We start from the raw sequence: 19604 nt of genomic DNA on the forward strand, positions 1-19604 counted from the left end.
TAATATTTATAGTTGCGATCATTTAGCCTTTTCGGGTCAATGAGTGACTTATCTCCAGCTCCATCACACCTATGTAGTGGTTTCTACCGTTAATAGTTTCCTTATTTCATCTTCTATCAATTTACCTTTGCGCTTGCTCAATGCTCCAAATTGCACCTCAACTTGTGACCTATCGTTCTCTGCTTTGTGGAAATTGATATGATGTGGAGTAACAGTCGCCCAGGGGCTGAGTACTACTATCTCCTTGATGTGTTCTTTCAACACCCTTTCCTTGGCATTTGTTTCAAATGTGAAAGCATAGTCTATGGCTTCATTGGTATCATCATTGTCTTTGGCTTCATCTTTTTGCTTGAGACGAAACAATTTCCGTAGGTAATCTTCTACATTTCTCCTATTCATGACAACACCTCTCTATCCTTAAGTGCCCGAATCAAAAATGGCTGTATGTACGGATCGACATGATAAATTCCGGGAGCCTTTTCCAGAACAATTCCAGACCTTAACATGGCTTGCACCATGCTTTTTACCTGGCCTCCATCCCATCCGCTTATCCGTTGTATTTTATCTTCCGTCAATCGCTTGTGAAGTACAAATTGTGTCAAAACCATACACCAATCTTCATTGAGTTCCTCCAAAACTGATACGGACGGGTAATTTGGTTTTTGAATGATCAGGTCGTTACCCATGGCTTTACTAATATTGGCAAGCCATCCATTGAGTGCTGTTCCCGGATTGCCCTCACAGTAGTTGAAGTAGCTGTTGAAAAGTTGTGCCAGTTGTACTTCATTCAGATCGTCATCGTTGGCATTGAAGTGAATAGACAACCCGCTGGAACGGTGGCGTTTCATTATCAGGTCTTTTAACTCTTCTGCATAAAAAGGGCTGAAATTGATGATTTCAATAAACCTGTCTCCAAACCCGGTCAACTGATTGATCAATTTATAGGCATAGGTATTCATGTTCACCACGAACAATACTTTATTACCATATTCGTCTATGAGTTGTTCTAAATGTCGAACGACTTCAAGGCCACTTTTTGTCCTTTCCCAAAAAAGTTCCAGGTCATTGACAATGACCACACTGCCCACCGGCAATTGATTTAGTATCTGGGAAGTGTCTCCATATTTTTGAGTTGCCTTTCTCAGCGCTTCAGTAAATCCTTCAATTGATATTGTTCCCTGAATCGGTGAAAAAACAGAATATGTCAGACTCTTTTTCAAAAAGCGATGTACTACTTGTTTACCAAAAGCAGTTTTTCCGGAGTTTCTATCTCCTAATAACAATATCCCTCCTCCATGTCCTTGTTGGTATCTTTTTACAGCTTTGCCAAATGCTCTTTCATTAGTAGTTCTGGTAATCCAGAAATCTTTGCTAATACTGGATTTTCCATTGAAAAGTGTGATATAATATGGAGGTAATGATTTGAGTGCTTCTGTCGGCGGATTCACTTTTTCCGAAAGATCAAGCAAACGGCTATTGGTAGAAGTGAGCCCGGATACTTTGTTTAATTTTTTAGCCAAAAGTATCCCTTCACTTCTGCTATAAAAAATTCTGGTAAGCAAGCCTCTGAATATGACTTTTGCCTCATTGGTAATGTAATTCATACCTGAGAGGACTTTTTGTCCCTGATAATTCCTCAAACCGGAAACGAAATCTTCAGCACTTTCCTCTATTTTCATCGAAGAAAGTGGTTCGAAAGCCCTCTCAAATTGACTGTCAGCGTATTTGATATACTCCTCAATTTGATCATTTATCAAAGATTTTTCTTTTTCAATTTTGGCTGTGCAATTTTCTAACACTTCGCTTTTCAATGCTTCATTGTTGTCTGCATCTGCCCCAATGTTCTCAAAGTTAAATTGAGTAAGATTGAGCATATCGCGTATGGAAAAAACAGACCTTTTAAGAAAATCCAAAAGACTATTGAATTTTTCTTCAACTGTGACTTCATACCTGGATTTCAGATAGTACTCCGCCATACTGGCTACTGATATGGAAAGGGTCTCCTGATCTTCTTTGCCTGCATTATGCGAAGAATACACTTCCAATGATTCCGGCATAGACTCTGTAAGCAATATCATTCGTTCCAGGCTTTCATTGAAAAATTCCTGAAGCTCTGTTTCAAAATCTTCATCGAGTTTCAATTTTTCCTGATCGGCAGTACTCTTATTTTTCCGGATGTCTTCTACAACTTTGTCCAATTCCCTGAGGTATTTCTGTCTTACAACCAATCTCAGCTTCTCTCCTAATTGCTCATGTAGTTCTTCTATCCTGTTTTTTGTCGCATTTACTGACAACTCCATCAAAATCATGTTCAAAAGAGTCTTTATTTTCAGATGTGATTCCTCAGGAATGTTGATAATATCGGACAAAACCTTCTTATAGAACTTAGAAGGCCTTCGTTTATGACTAATGATTTTATCGATGTTGATTTTTTGAAGGTCATTGTTCATCTGCTGAAGATTCTTACGAAATTCCAACTGAAGCCTTCCTTCATACAACTGAGACAACTTCTGTTGATTTTGTGTTTCCTTTTCAATTTGCTCGGCTATTTTTAAAAGATTATCTTCGTTCCATTCTATATCCTGCCATATTTTGCGTTCAATCTCATCCAAAAATCCAATAATCGAATTGGTGATCTTACGGAGGTTGTGATAAAAAACCATTTCTTCTTCTTCGAAACGCTTCAGCAACTGTGATAAGAAGATTTGCCTGTTGTGGAACTGATAGTGTCTTGCAGCTTCCTTATAGTTTACAGATTGAGTAATCGGCTGCCCTACAAACCAATGCTTAGCCCGCTTTAACTTTTTGAAAAATTTCAAAGAAGTAGCATCTTCCGGTTTTATATCAAAATCTTCACTGAGATAACTTATCTTAAGCTTCTGAGGATATCTTTTCAGTTCGTCAGAGAGTCTATCCAGATACCAGTTAATGTGTTCGTTAAATCGTTCCAATTGAACAGGAAGAATATTCTCCTTCAACTCTTTTTCGAATAGAGTATTGGTCTTAAAAAACACTTCATTTTTCAGCTTATCAATACCCTTTTTCTTTCTGTAGCTATCAGGAAAACCAACAACCTTTTTTAGTTCCTTTTGAATATACCCCACCCGATCGGTCAATTCATTTAATATTTCAATATGGTTTGTGAAGATGGGCTGAAAAGTCTTTTTATGGAACAACTCCAACACCTTTCTGCCATTCACATCAACCTTTAAAATGTCATCGGCTATTTCAGGATATTTGGACAAAGTAAGCATAGGCAACTCCAACATGCCTGTATCAGCATTTTCTAAGAGGGACTTACTTTTGGCTTTTGATGGTGATATTACCTCCAAATCTTCAAAGTCTTCTGATGCATTGATTGCCAATGCAGTACCTACACCGTCAAGAATACCACTAATCTGATCATAATACTTTTCTAAATTATTGTATTTCTGATCTGGCACGCCAATGATCACAAGATCTGCATCTTTAGATTCTTCTGATATAATGTCTTTTTCTGAAAGGGGATCAATCTCATTGTTTACAATTCTCACTTCAGCTTCAGTGCGGTAATCATCCAGGATAGCAGTAGCAGCTTTATAAATGTTTTCAGCTTCATCATTATCAGGATTGATGATAAGCAAACGAACCTTTGTTCTCTTCCATAAATGAGAATTGCTGATGGGCCTGATCAAATTAAGTGCCAGTGCCAGGTTTCTCCCTGACCCACTCCACCAAATATCTATGGTACTGTGTTGTCCAAACTTTTTCTCCTGGTTGTAATTTAAAAATATTGAATTGTAATGATTGTGTGCAAAACCTTCGATCAAGGCTATGAAACGCTCTTTGCTTCTGGGACTTTTACTCCAACCCATCAATACCGTATTGGGTTCTACTCCTGAAAAACCAAATACCCTGGTAATCTGATCCATACCAGAATAGACATCCCTGCAATACAGCTTATGTTGAAAATATCCTGCATCTTCTTCTTCATTCAGATTAGATTCTGTTTTGGTCAAAATTCGATCGTCGCTTTCTAATAATTCAAATGCAGACAAAATTCCAAATTTGCCAGAGATAGCTTTGCCTATTTCCACCAAATATTGGCGCACTTCGGGACTCCCACTAAACATAATGGTATTGGGACGCCAGTTTCTTTTGTGGAGTTTGTCCTTTTTCAGATTTGTCAATCCTTTTTTCACCAATGAAGCCCAAACACCGCTCCAGGCATCTCCCGAATCCAGCGTTAACTCTTTTCTTTTCAAATACAAAAACAACAATCCTAAAACAAGGATAGCAGCCAACATTGCCACAAAATCAAGCTGGATCATTACCAAAATACAAGCCGTAGCGCCCAACACACTGATCCATCCGGGTATTTTAAGTTCAGGACGAAAATCAGTACTCGTCCATCTCTCGAAGGTGGCACTAATGTTTAAAAAACCATAAGTGGTGATAAAGAAAATAGAAACTACCCTTGCAATTACATCCAATTCTCCTATCAGTATGCCCACCTCCGCTATTAGAAATGTAAGTATAAGTGCATTTCTGGGTTCATTGGTAGCTCCGTACCCTTTGGCAAAAATCCTGGGGGTAATTTTATCAACAGCAGTAGCCTGTAGTATTCTTGGTGCTCCGAGGATACTTCCCAAAGCTGACGAAAGTGTAGCTCCCCAAATTCCGGCTATAACCAGTTCGGGAATCCATGAAATTTCCAAAAGAACATTTGGGTTATTGACAAGTGCATCGCTGTTGACTGTAAAGGCAAAAAATGCTGCCACGCCTATATAAACCACAAAGCCAACCACAATTGCCATGATAGACCCTGCCGGAATAGATTTTTTTGGGTCTTTTAAATCTCCCGACATAGATACTCCGGCTTCAAACCCGGTAACTGCAGGGAAAAATATCCCAAACAATACCATAAGAGGTATGGCAGAGGAAGGAGTGGTCAATGTGGGAGCTACAGGAGCAAAATCATGATTCCCAAAAAATACAGATATCAATGACAATACTATTGCTGTCAGAATAAAATATTGTGTTTTGATAGCAAGCGAAGTACTGATGAAAGTAACAGTTGTTACTGCGAGCAATACTAATGAACCTGTTAATCTGATATTGTTGATGTCACTGGAAAATCCCCAATAGTTTAGAAAACTTTCTGAAAAACCAATAAGATACAAGCTTACACTAAATGATAACCCTACAAATAAGGCTATCCCTAACGTACCGCCTATTGGAAGTCCCAGACTTCTGGAAATCATATAATATGTTCCTCCGGCCTGCACTTTTTTATCCGTTGCGATGGATGACACACTCAGCCCTGTAGTGACAGAAATAATATGTGCCACAACAATAATCCCTATGGTAGCCCAAAGCCCGGCTTCACCAACTATCATTGGAAGCCTGAGGTACATGATAACTCCTAGAATAGTGAGTATTGAGGGAACGAAAACTCCTCCAAATGTTCCAAACTTGTTCTTTTTTACCATATATTGATCGAATTAAATGATAATGTTCTTATTGAGACCATAGAATTACTTAAAAGTCACCGAAAACTCATGATTTTTGTGACCTGTATTCAAAGCTACAGTCTCAATTGAGAATTAAACCATCAAAATAATGATTTATGGACATCTTTAATGCATATAATCAAGCAATTGCTATTTCATTGGTAATTATTGTTTCTTATTGCTTTAATTATATATCTAAAAAAACGAATATACCCAGTGTACTATTACTAATTGCCCTTGGTATCGGTTTCCAAGAATTGCTCAAACGATCAGAGATAGATTTGAGCAACTATGTAATGGCAGCTTTGGAACTGCTAGGGATAGTTGGGCTAATTATGATCGTGCTGGAAGGTTCCTTAGACCTTGAGTTGAAAAAAGAAAAAAAGGCATTACTGATCAAATCCTTTTTTGTGGCTCTATTGTCGTTGTTAGCTACAGCATTTGCCATTGCATACCTTTTTCACACATTTATAGTAGATAATTTTTATACTGCTCTTTTGTATGCCATCCCCCTTTCTATCTTAAGCAGTGCCATTATCATCCCTAGTGTTGCCAATCTAATGGATAGCAAGCGGGAGTTTATGATTTATGAAAGTACATTTTCAGACATCCTTGGCATTATGTTTTTTTATTTTATGATAGGAGGTGCTGAAACAGCCAGTATTTCAGAAGTCGTTACAGATGTATCGGGAAGTATTGTTCTGACAGTGGTTTTGTCCTTGATCCTTAGTTATGCACTGGTTTTACTACTCCAACAACTTCAGTCAAAGGTTAAATTATTTTTTCTTATTTCTGTTTTAGTGCTGCTCTATTCTACTGGTAAATTATTCCACTTGTCATCTCTACTTATCATTATGGTTTTTGGTGTGGTGCTAAACAATTATCAGTTGTTTTTTAGAGGGAAACTTAGAAAATTAATAAGAGAACATGCTCTAAAGGAGATTACAGAAGATTTCCACATGGTGACCATGGAGACTGCCTTTGTTGTCAGGACATTTTTCTTTGTGATTTTCGGAATGACCCTGGATTTTTCAGGAATCACCAACCTGCCTTCAATTTACATTTCACTGGGAATTTTGTTTTCCACTTTTCTTATCCGGTTTATTTTTCTCAAAATCTTTGTAGGCAAAGGTATCTTACCTCAGTTATGGATTGCCCCAAGAGGCTTGGTCACTGTTTTGCTATTCTTTTCCATACCTGTAACCATGCAAAGTGAAGCTTTTAATCCTGCCATACTACTTATGGTAATCCTCGCTTCAAGCTTCATTATGTCAGGCGGATTGATGGCAAAAAAATCAGAAGATGATCCTGAAGTAGATAAATTATCTTTTGAAGACTGGAAACAACTTGATGAAGAGGTCAAGTCTCTGACTTCACATAGAAAGGGTGAAGAACAAAAAATGCAACCATAATTTCCATTGTAAAACAAACAACACCTAAGAAAAAAAGAAATGACAGTTCAGGAATTTATAGAATTCAAGATAATATCCTTCGGCGACTATTTTGTCACTCCACTGCATATCATGCAAATGGTAATATTGATCATTGTAAGTTGGACTATCATATTAATATCAAAGCAAGTTGTCCAAAGACAAATAAACTCGGGTCGTTTTGACAAAGGAAGAGGAAAGGCACTTTTCCAAATATTGAATTACAGCATAATTGTTCTAACTATCATTGCAGGTCTGGATATGGTTGGAGTAAAAATCACACTACTGTTAGCAGGATCAGCAGCTCTACTCGTAGGTGTCGGCCTGGGTTTACAGCAGGTTTTCAATGATATAGTGTCAGGTATTTTACTTCTTTTTGAGGGCACTGTTACCGTTGGTGATATTATAGAACTAAACAATATTGTGGGCAAAGTAGAGAAAATTTCGATTCGTACTTCTAAAATAGAAACCAGAGATGGTATCGTGATCATAGTTCCCAACTCTAAACTAGTCAGTGACAATGTGATCAACTGGTCTCACAACCGATCTGTAACCCGTTTTAGAATAAAAGTTGGAGTAGCCTATGGTTCCGATGTAAGTTTGGTTATGAAGCTATTGAGCGACTCAGCACTGGAACATCCTGAAGTGGTAAGAACACCTGAACCCAAAGCAAGATTTATCGACTTTGGTGAGTCATCTCTGGATTTCGAGTTACTTTTTTATAGCAAAAGAATGTTTGATATAGAATTTGTCAGAAGTGATATCAGAGTAAAAATAGATCAAAAATTCAGAGAAAATAATATAACTATTCCATTTCCACAGAGAGATCTTCATTTTAAAACAAGTGATACATTTTCTATAGATAAGACCAAGTAGTATGATCCTGGCTTCAATCGAAAGCAATCCATTTCTTCTAAAGTTTGTAACAATAGCTCTGGGCATTGTTCTGATCGGACTGCTCCTTCGGATGTTGAGACAAACCCATGTAATTATTTACATTATTACCGGAGTAATTGTAGGCCCTCATGTACTCGGACTAGTATCAGACTCTGAATTGATCAGCTCTTTAGGTTCATTGGGATTGATTCTACTACTCTTTTTTATAGGTATGGAGATTTCCCTAAAAAAACTGGTAGCCAATTGGAAAATCTCTGTCATTGGCACAGTCTTACAGGTTATATTTAGTGTACTGGCGGTATGGCTTATTGGAAAATATTATGACTGGTCGCTGGCAAGGGTGCTTACATTGGGTTTCGTAATCAGCCTGAGCAGCACTGCCGTAATAGTAAAACTACTTCAGGATTCCGGTGAAATTGATCAACCTGTAGGTCAGAATGTTCTGGGAATACTATTAGCCCAGGATGTTTTAATAGTGCCTATGCTCATCATATTGAGCTATGCATCCGGCACACCAACAACTGCTACCGAAGTAATTCTACAAATAGTTGGAGGCGTTCTGATTGCGGCATTGATGGGTTATCTTCTTCACAAAAAAACAATTCGATTACCTTTTCACAAACTAATCAAAAAAGACCATGAACTTCAGGTATTCTTTGCTTTTGGACTGTGTTTTGGATTTTCAGCCATAACAGGTTTCTTTGGATTGTCCACAGCCTTGGGCGCATTTGTAGCAGGAATACTTGTAGCAACAGCAAAATCAACTTCCTGGTTTCACAACAGTCTTTTTTCTTTAAAAGTCATTTTCGTTGCATTGTTTTTTATTTCCGTAGGAATGTTGATCAATGTCCACTTTCTCTGGGACAACCTCTTCGTAATCCTCTCATTGGTAGTCATCATATTACTGGCAAACAACCTGATCAATACCCTGATCATGCGTAGTTTTAAAATGAGCTGGAACGATAGCATATATGCCGGTGCGCTACTTTCCCAAATTGGCGAATTTAGTTTTGTTATAGGCAACCTCGCTTATTTCAATGAGATCATCACCGACTATGGTTACCAGTTGATCATTGCAGTCATTTCCCTCACCCTGCTGCTAAGCCCAATATGGATCAACCTGAGTAAGCGGTTGACAAAACACTCTTTTATTTCAGAAATGCAGAGTAAACGCATTTAAAACATATTATTATCCCCTGACCCCTGCCTCGCCGGGCAGGCGGGGGTTCAGGGGTCTCTTAGATTTGACTGTGATTTTAAAAGATACCGCTACATATGCGGTAAGGAGGGTTTGTGTTTAAATGCATATGCTCTGCTCAGAAATGTCCTGATTTTTTGGTTATAAAAGTGACCTGTTTAGGTTATATCGTCTAAAAAAGAAAAACTAAAGATGATTAAAAATGTAATGTTGTTATTTGGACTAACCTTCACTCTTGTGGTAAATGGACAGGTTGGTCTGGATGAAAACATCAGAAAAAGATCCGAAGCACTTTCTTCAGGATTTGAAGTGTTTGTGGTGGAGGAAAAACTTCATTGTGTAAAATTGTTACCGGAGTTTTACCAACTACGTTTATTCAAACCCGCATGGGACAACCATGACATAAAGACTTTTATTTCTATTTTGGACAAAGCGGATGAAGAAGGTTTGAATCAGGAAGATTATCATTTTAAAAGCATTCAGTATTTTCTAAACAGAAACAACACCTCAGAAGAAAAAGCAGAATTGGACATGCTATTGACTGATGCCTTTCTATTGTATGCCAGCCACTTCCTCAATGGAAAAGTGAACCCCGAAACTGTTGACAGTGAATGGAAGGCGGTAAGAAGAGAAGGAAATGCCCGTGAATTTATGGAAAAAGCTTTGTCTGAAAATAATATTGCCAACGCACTACAAAACCTTCTGCCCGGGCATATCGGATATAATGGGTTGAAAGAGTCTTTAAAAAGATACAAAGAAATTGCCGAAAATGGTGGCTGGGCCAGCATACCAGCAGGAGAAACCATTAAGCCGGGAATGACCGACAGTATCAGGATTCCTTTGCTCATCAAAAGACTGATCGTTACCAATGACCTGACTTCCACTCCTGATGATCAATATACCTATTCAGAAACCATCCAACAGGCAGTTACAAACTATCAAACAAGAAATGGACTGGAGTCTGATGGCAACCTCGGAAAACTCACTGTTGCTTCGCTTAACACTCCTGTAGGTGATTTGATTGACCAAATCAAAATCAATATGGAACGGTACCGATGGATATCTCAGGATCTTGGCGATCATTATGTCATTGTCAATATTGCCGACTACCGTATGGAAGTGTATAAAAACAATCAAATGACATTTAACCAAAAAGTAATAGTGGGTAAACCCTTCCGTAAAACCCCAGTCTTCAGCAGCAAAATGACCTACTTCGTATTGAACCCTTATTGGACTGTGCCTCCTACCATATTGTTCAATGACATCTTACCGGAGTTGCAAAAAAACTCCGGCTATCTGGCGACAAAAAACATACGATTGTTTCAAGGACAAGGGAGTAGTTCCACAGAAGTAGATCCGCTCACTGTTAATTGGTCGAACCTATCTAAAAACAACTTTCCTTATACACTCAGACAAGACCCAGGTGCGACCAATGCTTTGGGAATTGTAAAGTTCATGTTTCCCAATAAATACAATATTTACATACATGATACACCAAGCAAGGAGTTGTTCAATCGGCAAGACAGGGCGTTCAGTTCAGGGTGTATCAGATTGAACAAGCCCATGGAATTTGCAAACTACCTTATTCAAAATGAGCCTGGTTGGAATACTGAAAGAATGACTACAGCACTGAACACTGGCAAAGAACAAACTATAATACTGACTAAACCACTTAATGTACACATTTTATACCTGACAACCTGGTGGCAAGATGGAATGGTGCACTTTAGAAAAGACCTTTATAATCGGGATCAGGCAGTACTGTCTGCATTAAACGAACCCACTCCAATTTTATAACATGAACAAAATATTCCCAATACTATTGTGCTCACTATGGTTAATGAGTACAAATGTCAATGCCTACGGAAATGGGAAAGCAAACTTTTCTATAGAAGTGAATGGAGAAGTAAACCCCTATAAGATATTTTCAATATTTGTTTTGCCAAAAAGCGAAATTTCTATTGGCAGTCAAAGCAGTCTGTTGATTACAAGTAGCGAAGTGAAAGTACTTGCAAGCGAGCCTAAAAACTGGAAACTTATTGCCCCGGAAAAAAACGGCGCTTATAAAGTGAATATAAAGGATCTCAATTCGGAATTCATGCAACTGAATGTACTGGTACTCACACCTATATCCGACAAAAAAGGAGAATACCTCAACAACTACAGAATCGGGCATTACCCATCAAAACCTTTGAATGGCAATGAGATATACAACAAACCAAAAGGATTTTTTGAAGTGACCGAAGAAAATCAGCACCTGTTGCTCACTCCTCATTTCACTCTAAGTCAATTCGTTTGCAAACAGGCAGAGAGCTTTCCCAAATACCTTATTTTAAGAGAATTATTGCTATTGAAATTAGAATACCTTTTGGAAAAAGTCAATCAAAACGGACATGAAGTAGAAACTTTTGGATTCATCAGTGGCTACCGCACCCCGTACTACAACAAACTGATAAACAATGTGCCATACAGCCGTCATGTCTATGGTGGAGCAGCTGACATCTATATAAATCCAAACAATCAGGGTGGCATGGATGACCTTAATGATGATGGCTCCATAGATGAACAAGATGTACAACTATTTTACAACATTGTAGAAGCGGAATTTGGCAAACCTTCTTATGACAAATTCAAAGGAGGCTTAGGCTTTTACAGAAAAAACAACCACCACAATGGTTTCATCCATGTGGATGTTCGGGGCTGGAAGGCAAGGTGGTAGTTTGGCCTTAAAAGTGGATGCTCCACTAAATCCTGATAAATATCCTTTTCCTGTATAGCCAATAACATATATACCATAAAAAGAAAAGTACCAGCATACCTAACATAGCTTTTGCACCCAATTCTCCCATCCAACCAAACAAGGCATTTGAGAAAGGAAGTATTATTTTTCTGATAAGGTTGTTTCCTCCAACATGCGCAAACAAATAGATAAACAATGGATTCATTCCCACAACCGTAAAGAACAATACCCTTCTAAGGTATTTTTTGATATCGATCAACCAATAACAAAGTGCTAATGCCAACAAAGCCCAACCTCCACTGGCAAATACAAACGTGCTCGTCGAGATACGTTTGATAATCGGGGTAAAAGTGCTAAAACCATAACCTATAACCAGTCCAATGATTCCTGAAATAATTAACACCTGCAATTTTTTCTTGTCAGATCGATCACTGATCAATAATTGGCCAGCCAAAACACCCCAAATCGTATGTGCAGCTGTGGGTATTGCATTAAACATTGCCCAATGTCCACGATCCTCAAAACCTGAAATGAGAATATTGAACCAAGCTCCAAAATTTTGACCCGGAGTAAATGCTTCATTGAATCCTTCTAAAGGGAAAAACCTGTACAATCCTTCACTAATCAAAATCAACAGTACCGAAAAAGCTACCTGAAAAACTACTGGTTTTCTAATAATCAAAAAGGCCAGCATATACGTCACTGAGAGCTGCGCCAGCACATTTTGAAATCTAAATACAATTTTTCCGGGACCAATACAGTACAGTGCCCATCCCAGCAGCAAAAGCAAAAGAGATCTCTTGATCGCATGCTTTAGAAGTTGCTCATACGAATCTCCCTTTGCCATTCTTTTGGAAAAAGACAAAGGCATAGATACACCAACTATAAACATGAAAAATGGTTGAATCAAATCCCAAAAATGCAATCCCTCCCATTTTACATGATGTAATTGCTCCGCAAGAACATGAATAAATGTCCCTTCTAATTGTGGTGATCCCAAAACAGAAAACAGGTGAGAAAATTCTGCAATAAGCAAAAACATTGTCAGTCCTCTGTAAAAATCCAGAGAAAGTAATCTTTGTTCACCCAAGCCTGCTTGATTTGCCATGTACTTTATTCTTTAATAGCTTTCGAATCATCCATCAGTTCCATAAACCTTGTCGTAGCTGAACCATTTTTCTTCAGCCGCATCTTCTTTCTTTTCTCTAAACTGCCCCTTATCTCCGGTTTCTTCAATCCAATTGTTAAGAAGGAGACGCATTTTCTCAAGCGTTTTTTTGTAGTTCGGAGAAGCAGCCAGATTGTTTAGTTCATACCTGTCATTTTTGAGATCGTACAATTCTTCCTCTGGCTTGACATCAGCCATATGCAAAGCCTGAGCAGGTGACAAGCTATCTTTTTCATACAAAGACTTTATCGCCTTTAGTGCCGGATTGTGCTCCAAAATCCATCCCGTTTCCTGATAGCCTTTCTCCGGCATATAATTGCGGATATATTTAAAGTCATTGCTTCTTATACACCTGATCCTATCTACCTGATCATCAATCCGATCCCTTGAAGCATAAGCATATTCCCGTTTTTTTGCATTTTGCCCGATAAATGGAACACCGTCCAAATGCTCCGGCACATCAATTCCGGCTATATCAAGGACAGTAGCAGAAATATCCACAGAACTTATCAGGTCGTTACTTTTACTCCCTGTTTTCAATTTATTTGGCCAGCGGACTATCATAGGAACCTGAATACCTCTGTCGTACAGCCAATATTCACCACGGTAATGATCAGCCCCATTGTCAGAAATAAAAATTACCACAGTATTTTCAGCAATTCCTTCATCTTCCAACCTTTGTAATATGTCTCCCACCTGTACATCCATTTTTTCTATCTGCGTAAGGTATCTTGCCCAATCATCCCTTACTACAGGATGATCCGGAACGTATGGCGGTAACACCACACTATCAGGACTTACCTGATGAGTAAATTCAGATCGGAAATAATAAGGTGCACCCGGAGCATATTGCTCCGGATATGTAATTTCATCCGGAGAATCAGCATACCAGTGATTGCCTCTGTGCGTGATAGGTAAAGTAATTTGAGCGAAAAAGGGTTGCCCTTCCTGGCGTGATTTCCAATCTTTACCATCAAACCCAACAGGTTTGTCTTTGGGTATTTTAAAATTGACGTCTGTTTTGCCTGCAAACCCACAACCTACTGCCGTATAATATCCTGCCTTTCTCAAATAGTAGGTAATGGGCATAAAAGGAGAAGGAAGCTCTTTATTTCTCTTTGTCCGGTGATTATGGCCATTGAAACGTATTTGGTGGACACCCAACATCATAGATGTTCTTGAAGTAGAGCATACCGGAGCGGTCGTAAACATCTGATTGTACAATACGCCTTCATTTGCTAACTTATCTAAATTGGGTGTTTTCACTGCCGGATCACCATAGCAACCTAAGTCTGTGCCAATATTTTCAGCCATTATCCACACTATATTGGGACGGCTCTTATCTTCCTCTTGTGAACAACTCTGGAAAATTAAAGCTATCAGAGCTATATAACTTATATAAATCTTAATCATTTAGTAAGGTATTAGGTTTTAAAAATCAGATCGTTTGCTCTAAAAAATAGTGCCATTTTTTAACAAAATTACTTTCATGACAATTTTTAAGAATTTTTTGCACAAAAAAGCTTACACTTTCAGTGTATTAGGTAATTACAAGACCTTAACTACAGATTCGGGAAATGCCACAGTTTTTCCTGACAATTTATGAACAGGAAATTGAGCATCAACATTTCTTAAATATTTCGTCAGAATCATGGACAGTTCTTTTACTTTTTCGGGATGGTCTTTAACCAGATTTTGAGTTTCACCAATGTCATTAGGAATATTAAACAATTCAAAATTCTCATCCAAATGGTAATAAATCAATTTCCAGTCTCCCAAACGTACGGCACTAAATGCACCAATCCCGGGCCCTTTTGGGCCCCAATGATTTGGGAAATGCCAAAACAAAGGCCTCTCATTGGTTTGCCCATCTTTATTGTTAAATAGCAATGGTACGAAGCTCTTACCATCAATATGCTGGGCTGTTTCATATTTCGTAGTACCGGCCATTTCCAGTATAGTGGGAAAGAAATCTTCGATGATCAGATAATTGTCGTTAGATGAGTTGGGCTTTACCATTCCAGGCCATTTTACAATCATTGGCTCCCGAATGCCTCCCTCGTGTATCGACCCTTTGCCACTTGACAATGGTTTATTATGGGTGTGCGCTTTTCCTCCCCTGCCGTGTGCGCTCAACCCTCCATTGTCCGACATAAACAATATAATCGTATTGTCAGCTACATTTCTTTCTTCCAAATAATTCATGATATCCCCAAGGCTCTTGTCCATTCCTTCTACCAATGCCGCATAAATAGCTTCTTTTTCGTCCAATCCCATATCAGCATATTTTTGATAAAACCTGTCGTCTTTCTCTAAGGGTGAATGTACAGCATAGTGGGACATATACAGGAAGAAAGGATTGTCAGAATTGACGGCACTGTCCATCGCAGTTTTGGCTTCCAGTGTCAATGCTTCCGATAAAAAGACATCTTTTCCATGATATTTCTCCAAACCGGGGATGTCCCATACATCCGATCCTCCCCGCCATTTGGCACTGAAATTATTTTTACCCAAATAGCTCCCAGGCCCACCAGCTGCATGGCCTGCTATATTCACATCAAAGCCTATTGCACCTGGATTTTCAGCAGGCGTACCAATCGCTCCAAAATGCGCCTTGCCGGCATGGATAGTAAAGTAACCTGTTTTCTTTAAAAGTAAAGGCAAAGCATCAGCATGTACCGCCAATTCCAATCCAGCATTGGGAGAAATTCCGTTGACATTCCATCGGGGAAACTCCAACTCCTTATGGTTTTGTTCCGCTCTCTGTAGTGCATCTTTATGCAAAGTCCAATTAGTCACCCTATGGCGGGCAGCATTCATCCCGGTCATCAAACTCACTCTGGTGGGAGAACAAACCGGGGTGGCATACGCCTGAGTGAATTTCATCCCTTCTCTGGCTAACCGCTCCATATTAGGCGTTTGATACCTTTCATTAAAAGGAGTCTTTTTATCCCAAAAAGGAACTGAAGTATCCTGCCAGCCCATGTCATCTACTAAAAATAAAATAATATTCGGCTTTGGCTTTACAACTGATTCCTGCTGCTTCTTTGAAGAGCAATTGATTAAAACAAGAGAAAAAAAACAATAGATAATTAAATTCTTCATTAGATTTTTGGTAAAAATTAATCGGTAAAAACCACTTATATACTTTTCTTCCTTAAACGAATTAATGAATCAAGACCGCCTTAAATTCAACTTTTCCGCTGCAAGGCTTATCACAATTAAGGCTGACCATAACGTATAGGTCGCTGTTATCGGTAATCTGAGCTGTCTGATTTATAAATATTTTGCCCTCCTTGATTTCAACAAATTCCTTTAGTGCTTTGTCCTCATTATAAAACAATTCGGCATCTTGTATTTCAAACTCTACCCTTTCTTCAGGTTGGAAATTTAAAACATACTGCCCCGGAACATTCACTTTTCCGGTCAAATGCACTTTGAGTTGCAATTTATTGTTTTGTAAATCTTCTCTATTCCAGGTTGACACACGTTCGGGACGTGCCCATACACGCATACTTTGTTTTTTAGGAGGAGTAAAATCATCCACATAATAAGCCGAAAAAGACCTTACAAGTGGCTCGTCAGCCATTTTTGTAACCATCAGCCTTATTGCGGTGATCTCCACAGAATCAAAATAGTCAATCTTTTTTCTTCCCACAGAAATCCCATTTGTTAAGGTGATCCACTTTCCAGACGTAAAACCTTCAATTTTATATTCACGGATACGTTCGCCATGTTTATAGTCTTCCATTACTATAGCATGGTTTATGACGGCAGGCTTTTCAAATTCAAGCAATATTTCTTTACCCTTCTTATTTTCCACTTTGGCTATTGGCTTGCCAAACCTTCTTTTTATTTCATCCCCAAACTCTTCATAACGCTTAATATCTTCAAGCGGAATGAGGCCTGTCGTATCTGGTGAGGCATTTAAAAGAAATACACTACCATAGCCGACAGACTGGTAATAACATTCCATCAGTTTATCCACAGATTTTCTGGTTTGAGCCTTATTTGGCGACCAAAACCAATAATGGTCATAAAGGGTAGTGTTTGTCTCAAGAGGAGCCCAAACATCTCCATTAGGATTGCCATGTAGTTGGGTAGAAACCCCTGTTTTTAAATCTTCCTTTTTAACTGTATTCCAGGCAGGATAAAATAATTTTCCGGATTCTGTGCCTGGCCAGCGAATAGAAGCATGAGGGCCTTGAAAAACAACAGAGTTTTTAGCATATTTTTCCATAATATCCGAGACATCTATTACACAACTACCATCAAACCACACCTCGTTCATTTCACCATATTTGGTCAATACTTCCGTGAGTTGAGTACGAAACACTTTATTATATGCTTCTTGTTTTGACGGGTCTTTGGTTTTTCCGCCACTACCAATCATTGCTCCCCAGGTTCTGTCGCCCGGATAGATATATACACCCAGGTTCAGCCCATATTTTTTACAAGATTCTGAAAGTTCCTGAAAAACATCCCCGTTCCCATTTTTATAAGGTGTGTTGCGTATGCCATAGTCGGTAGTTTGGGTTTGCCACCAACAGAAGCCCCCGGAATGTTTTGCCACAAAAATTATTTGTTTGGCTCCCCAGGCAATAGCGGCCTCACACCACTGATCCGTGTCCAATTTGATAGGATTGATACGTTCCAATGGAACCGAATTGTCATTTTGCTCTAATTCCGTCCAAGTAGTGGGGGAAAAATGAAGAAACATGATCCGTTCCTGCTCCTGCCATTGATATTGCTCTTCCGAAGGTTTTGGAAGATGGGGACTATTACAAGAATTTAAATAAAGGACAGAGCCCGTTAAAAGCCCAATAATAAAAGATTTTTTCATAACAATGTGTTTGGAAATATTGATCATTCGGACAACCTCACATACACATAATAAGCACCCAGTGAATCCCCTTCTGAAGTATAAAACCAGGTTTGTATATCTGCAAGCCCTTTGTCCAATTCTACACTAACCTCTACTTCGGGGTTCATGTCCATATTCACCTCAACCTCTTTTTCAATTTCATTAACTTTCAATTTCGCCCTGATAATGTCAAACACTTTCCCCCTGGGTTTTGTACCCCATTTCTTTAATTCTATATCGTTGTTTTCACTTTTCACCTCTGGAGGTGATTCGTTTAAGCTCAGTCCACTTTCTTTAGGCCATCGTCTCAACCCGAAAATATACTTGCCGTCTCTGGCTATTTCAACCGGCCACATCCCATTGGATATTTTTCCATCCCGCACTGTCGCCTGTCCAACTACCAGATTTTGATTGTCACTATTATTTCTCCAATACCAATCCTGAGCACTCAACAATGCTTCCGGTTCTTCGGAACTTCCCAATATCAGGCGATGGTATTCATCGTCTTTGGCACTGATTTCTTTCCATATTTCATCATAACTTCCCCTTAAATCACTCACTATTTCAGGATATTTTTCAGACACATCATACTTTTGCCCAAAGTCCGCTTCCATGTCATACAGCTCTTTGCCATTGACCAGTCGCCACTTTTTATCCAATACTACACTTGTTTTCCACTTCACAGGATTAGGAATTCTCTGTTGTTCTACCAACAAACGCCTGTTTTCTAATCCTGATGTTTCACCAAACAATAGCGGCTTTAATGACTTTCCATCAAAAGATACATTCTCATCAACATTCAATTGACACACATCTATCAAAGTTGGCAACAAGTCCGTTACAGAGGTTAGCTCATGATATCCGACGGCATGTTTTATATCCTTTTTTGGCCAGTAAATAAAACATGGCACACGGTGGCCTCCTTCATATACAGAACCTTTTCTCCCCCTCATTCCTGCACTATTATGGTCGGTTGGCATGGTGGTGCCATTGTCTGTCAGGAAAATAAGTATTGTATTTTGGTCTAGCCCGGTTTCTTTCATAAACGCTCTTAGCTTGCCCAAATTCTGATCAATACGTTCGATAGAGGCATAAAAGTTGGCGACATTTTCATCTAATCCTTTTTCCAGGTATTTGTCAGCCCATTCCTGCAATACATTGTTAGGGCCATGTGGCGCACTTGTGGGGATATAGGCAAAAAAAGGTTTATCCTTACTAGATTTCATAAAAGCCATAGCTTCTTCAAAAAACACATCTGAACTAAATCCGGTGTACTTTTGCGGCTGATCATTGTGGAAATAGGTGTCGTTCATCCTGTCATTATCCCAATAATCGGCCATCTGGCTTACTGAACCTGCTTTATGGATAACCGACTTTGTAAATCCCCGATCGGACGGCCTGAACGGGTAACCATCACCAAGATGCCATTTCCCAAATATTCCCGTTGCATATCCATTCTGTGAAAATGCATCTGCCATGGTAAGCTCTGATTTTCTGATCCTTTCACGACCGATAACGGTATGCCACACCCCAACTCTATGGTGGTATTTACCTGTCATCAACTCCGCCCTAGTGGGGGAGCAAGTAGGACTCACATGGAAATTTTCCAACTTAATGGATTCATCATGCAACTTGTCCATATTGGGTGTTTCAATATAGGGATTGCCATGTGCTGCAATATCACCATATCCCTGATCGTCAGTCATAACAACGATAATATTGGGTGGTTTTATATTTTTGTCCTGACAGGAAAAAATACTCAACCCTATTATTGCAAATGCAAGACAGCACTTGACCACATTTTTGTTGCTCATT

12 protein-coding genes are annotated in these 19604 nt (G+C 39.0%); 5 read left to right on the forward strand and 7 right to left on the reverse strand.

The window, feature by feature from the left end; translation table 11 throughout:
- Positions 1-69 precede the first annotated feature (69 nt).
- Together AAOP42_RS09980 and AAOP42_RS09985 are read right to left on the reverse strand one after the other, a co-directional pair.
- Positions 70-399, reverse strand: a complete 330-nt coding sequence (locus tag AAOP42_RS09980; RefSeq protein WP_349528356.1) for a hypothetical protein — start codon at positions 397-399, stop codon at positions 70-72.
- Positions 396-5471, reverse strand: a complete 5076-nt coding sequence (locus AAOP42_RS09985) for an amino acid permease (RefSeq protein ID WP_349528357.1) — start codon at positions 5469-5471, stop codon at positions 396-398. Before AAOP42_RS09985 ends, AAOP42_RS09980 begins: the two co-directional genes overlap by 4 nt.
- Positions 5472-5608: 137 nt before the next feature.
- Here AAOP42_RS09985 and AAOP42_RS09990 point away from each other — a divergent pair, with 137 nt between their 5' ends.
- The 5 genes from AAOP42_RS09990 (at position 5609) to AAOP42_RS10010 (ending at position 11736) form a co-directional block, all read left to right on the forward strand.
- On the forward strand, positions 5609-6904 hold the full coding sequence (locus AAOP42_RS09990) for a cation:proton antiporter domain-containing protein (RefSeq protein WP_349528358.1): 1296 nt from the start codon (positions 5609-5611) through the stop codon (positions 6902-6904).
- A 39-nt stretch (positions 6905-6943) separates the two neighbouring features.
- Entirely contained in the window at positions 6944-7798 is an 855-nt protein-coding gene (locus AAOP42_RS09995) for a mechanosensitive ion channel family protein (RefSeq protein ID WP_349528359.1), read from the forward strand.
- A gap of 1 nt (position 7799) precedes the next feature.
- The gene (locus tag AAOP42_RS10000; protein WP_349528360.1) at positions 7800-8999 is read left to right on the forward strand and encodes a cation:proton antiporter domain-containing protein; all 1200 of its coding nucleotides are present in this window, start codon (positions 7800-7802) and stop codon (positions 8997-8999) included.
- A 210-nt stretch (positions 9000-9209) separates the two neighbouring features.
- Complete coding sequence (locus AAOP42_RS10005; protein ID WP_349528361.1) at positions 9210-10814, forward strand: L,D-transpeptidase family protein; 1605 nt, start codon at positions 9210-9212, stop codon at positions 10812-10814.
- Between the two features lies 1 nt (position 10815).
- Complete coding sequence (locus AAOP42_RS10010) at positions 10816-11736, forward strand: hypothetical protein (RefSeq protein WP_349528362.1); 921 nt, start codon at positions 10816-10818, stop codon at positions 11734-11736.
- 25 nt (positions 11737-11761) lie between these two features.
- Here the strand turns inward: AAOP42_RS10010 and AAOP42_RS10015 are convergent, their stop codons facing one another.
- The 5 genes from AAOP42_RS10015 to AAOP42_RS10035 all read right to left on the reverse strand — a co-directional run bounded on the left by AAOP42_RS10015 (position 11762) and on the right by AAOP42_RS10035 (position 19603).
- Complete coding sequence (locus tag AAOP42_RS10015; RefSeq protein WP_349528364.1) at positions 11762-12865, reverse strand: acyltransferase family protein; 1104 nt, start codon at positions 12863-12865, stop codon at positions 11762-11764.
- A 27-nt stretch (positions 12866-12892) separates the two neighbouring features.
- Positions 12893-14338, reverse strand: a complete 1446-nt coding sequence (locus tag AAOP42_RS10020) for a sulfatase family protein (RefSeq protein ID WP_349528365.1) — start codon at positions 14336-14338, stop codon at positions 12893-12895.
- A 135-nt stretch (positions 14339-14473) separates the two neighbouring features.
- A complete protein-coding gene (locus AAOP42_RS10025; protein WP_349528366.1) occupies positions 14474-16030 on the reverse strand; it encodes a sulfatase in 1557 nt (518 codons plus the stop codon).
- Positions 16031-16091: 61 nt separating this feature from the next.
- Positions 16092-17768, reverse strand: a complete 1677-nt coding sequence (locus AAOP42_RS10030) for an alpha-L-fucosidase (RefSeq protein ID WP_349528367.1) — start codon at positions 17766-17768, stop codon at positions 16092-16094.
- A 23-nt stretch (positions 17769-17791) separates the two neighbouring features.
- Positions 17792-19603, reverse strand: a complete 1812-nt coding sequence (locus AAOP42_RS10035) for an arylsulfatase (protein ID WP_349528368.1) — start codon at positions 19601-19603, stop codon at positions 17792-17794.
- Position 19604: the final 1 nt, after the last annotated feature.

This window comes from Reichenbachiella sp. MALMAid0571, assembly GCF_040151475.1.
Classification (GTDB): Bacteria; Bacteroidota; Bacteroidia; order Cytophagales; family Cyclobacteriaceae; genus CAXBNB01.

Excerpts from the sequence above, each read along its gene's own strand:
- AAOP42_RS09980 (WP_349528356.1), bottom strand. The coding sequence starts at position 399 with ATGAATAGGAGAAATGTAGAAGATTACCTACGGAAATTGTTTCGTCTC.
- AAOP42_RS09985 (WP_349528357.1), bottom strand. The coding sequence starts at position 5,471 with ATGGTAAAAAAGAACAAGTTTGGAACATTTGGAGGAGTTTTCGTTCCC.
- AAOP42_RS09990 (WP_349528358.1), top strand. The coding sequence starts at position 5,609 with ATGGACATCTTTAATGCATATAATCAAGCAATTGCTATTTCATTGGTA.
- AAOP42_RS09995 (WP_349528359.1), top strand. The coding sequence starts at position 6,944 with ATGACAGTTCAGGAATTTATAGAATTCAAGATAATATCCTTCGGCGAC.
- AAOP42_RS10000 (WP_349528360.1), top strand. The coding sequence starts at position 7,800 with ATGATCCTGGCTTCAATCGAAAGCAATCCATTTCTTCTAAAGTTTGTA.
- AAOP42_RS10005 (WP_349528361.1), top strand. The coding sequence starts at position 9,210 with ATGATTAAAAATGTAATGTTGTTATTTGGACTAACCTTCACTCTTGTG.
- AAOP42_RS10010 (WP_349528362.1), top strand. The coding sequence starts at position 10,816 with ATGAACAAAATATTCCCAATACTATTGTGCTCACTATGGTTAATGAGT.
- AAOP42_RS10015 (WP_349528364.1), bottom strand. The coding sequence starts at position 12,865 with ATGGCAAATCAAGCAGGCTTGGGTGAACAAAGATTACTTTCTCTGGAT.
- AAOP42_RS10020 (WP_349528365.1), bottom strand. The coding sequence starts at position 14,338 with ATGATTAAGATTTATATAAGTTATATAGCTCTGATAGCTTTAATTTTC.
- AAOP42_RS10025 (WP_349528366.1), bottom strand. The coding sequence starts at position 16,030 with ATGAAGAATTTAATTATCTATTGTTTTTTTTCTCTTGTTTTAATCAAT.
- AAOP42_RS10030 (WP_349528367.1), bottom strand. The coding sequence starts at position 17,768 with ATGAAAAAATCTTTTATTATTGGGCTTTTAACGGGCTCTGTCCTTTAT.
- AAOP42_RS10035 (WP_349528368.1), bottom strand. The coding sequence starts at position 19,603 with ATGAGCAACAAAAATGTGGTCAAGTGCTGTCTTGCATTTGCAATAATA.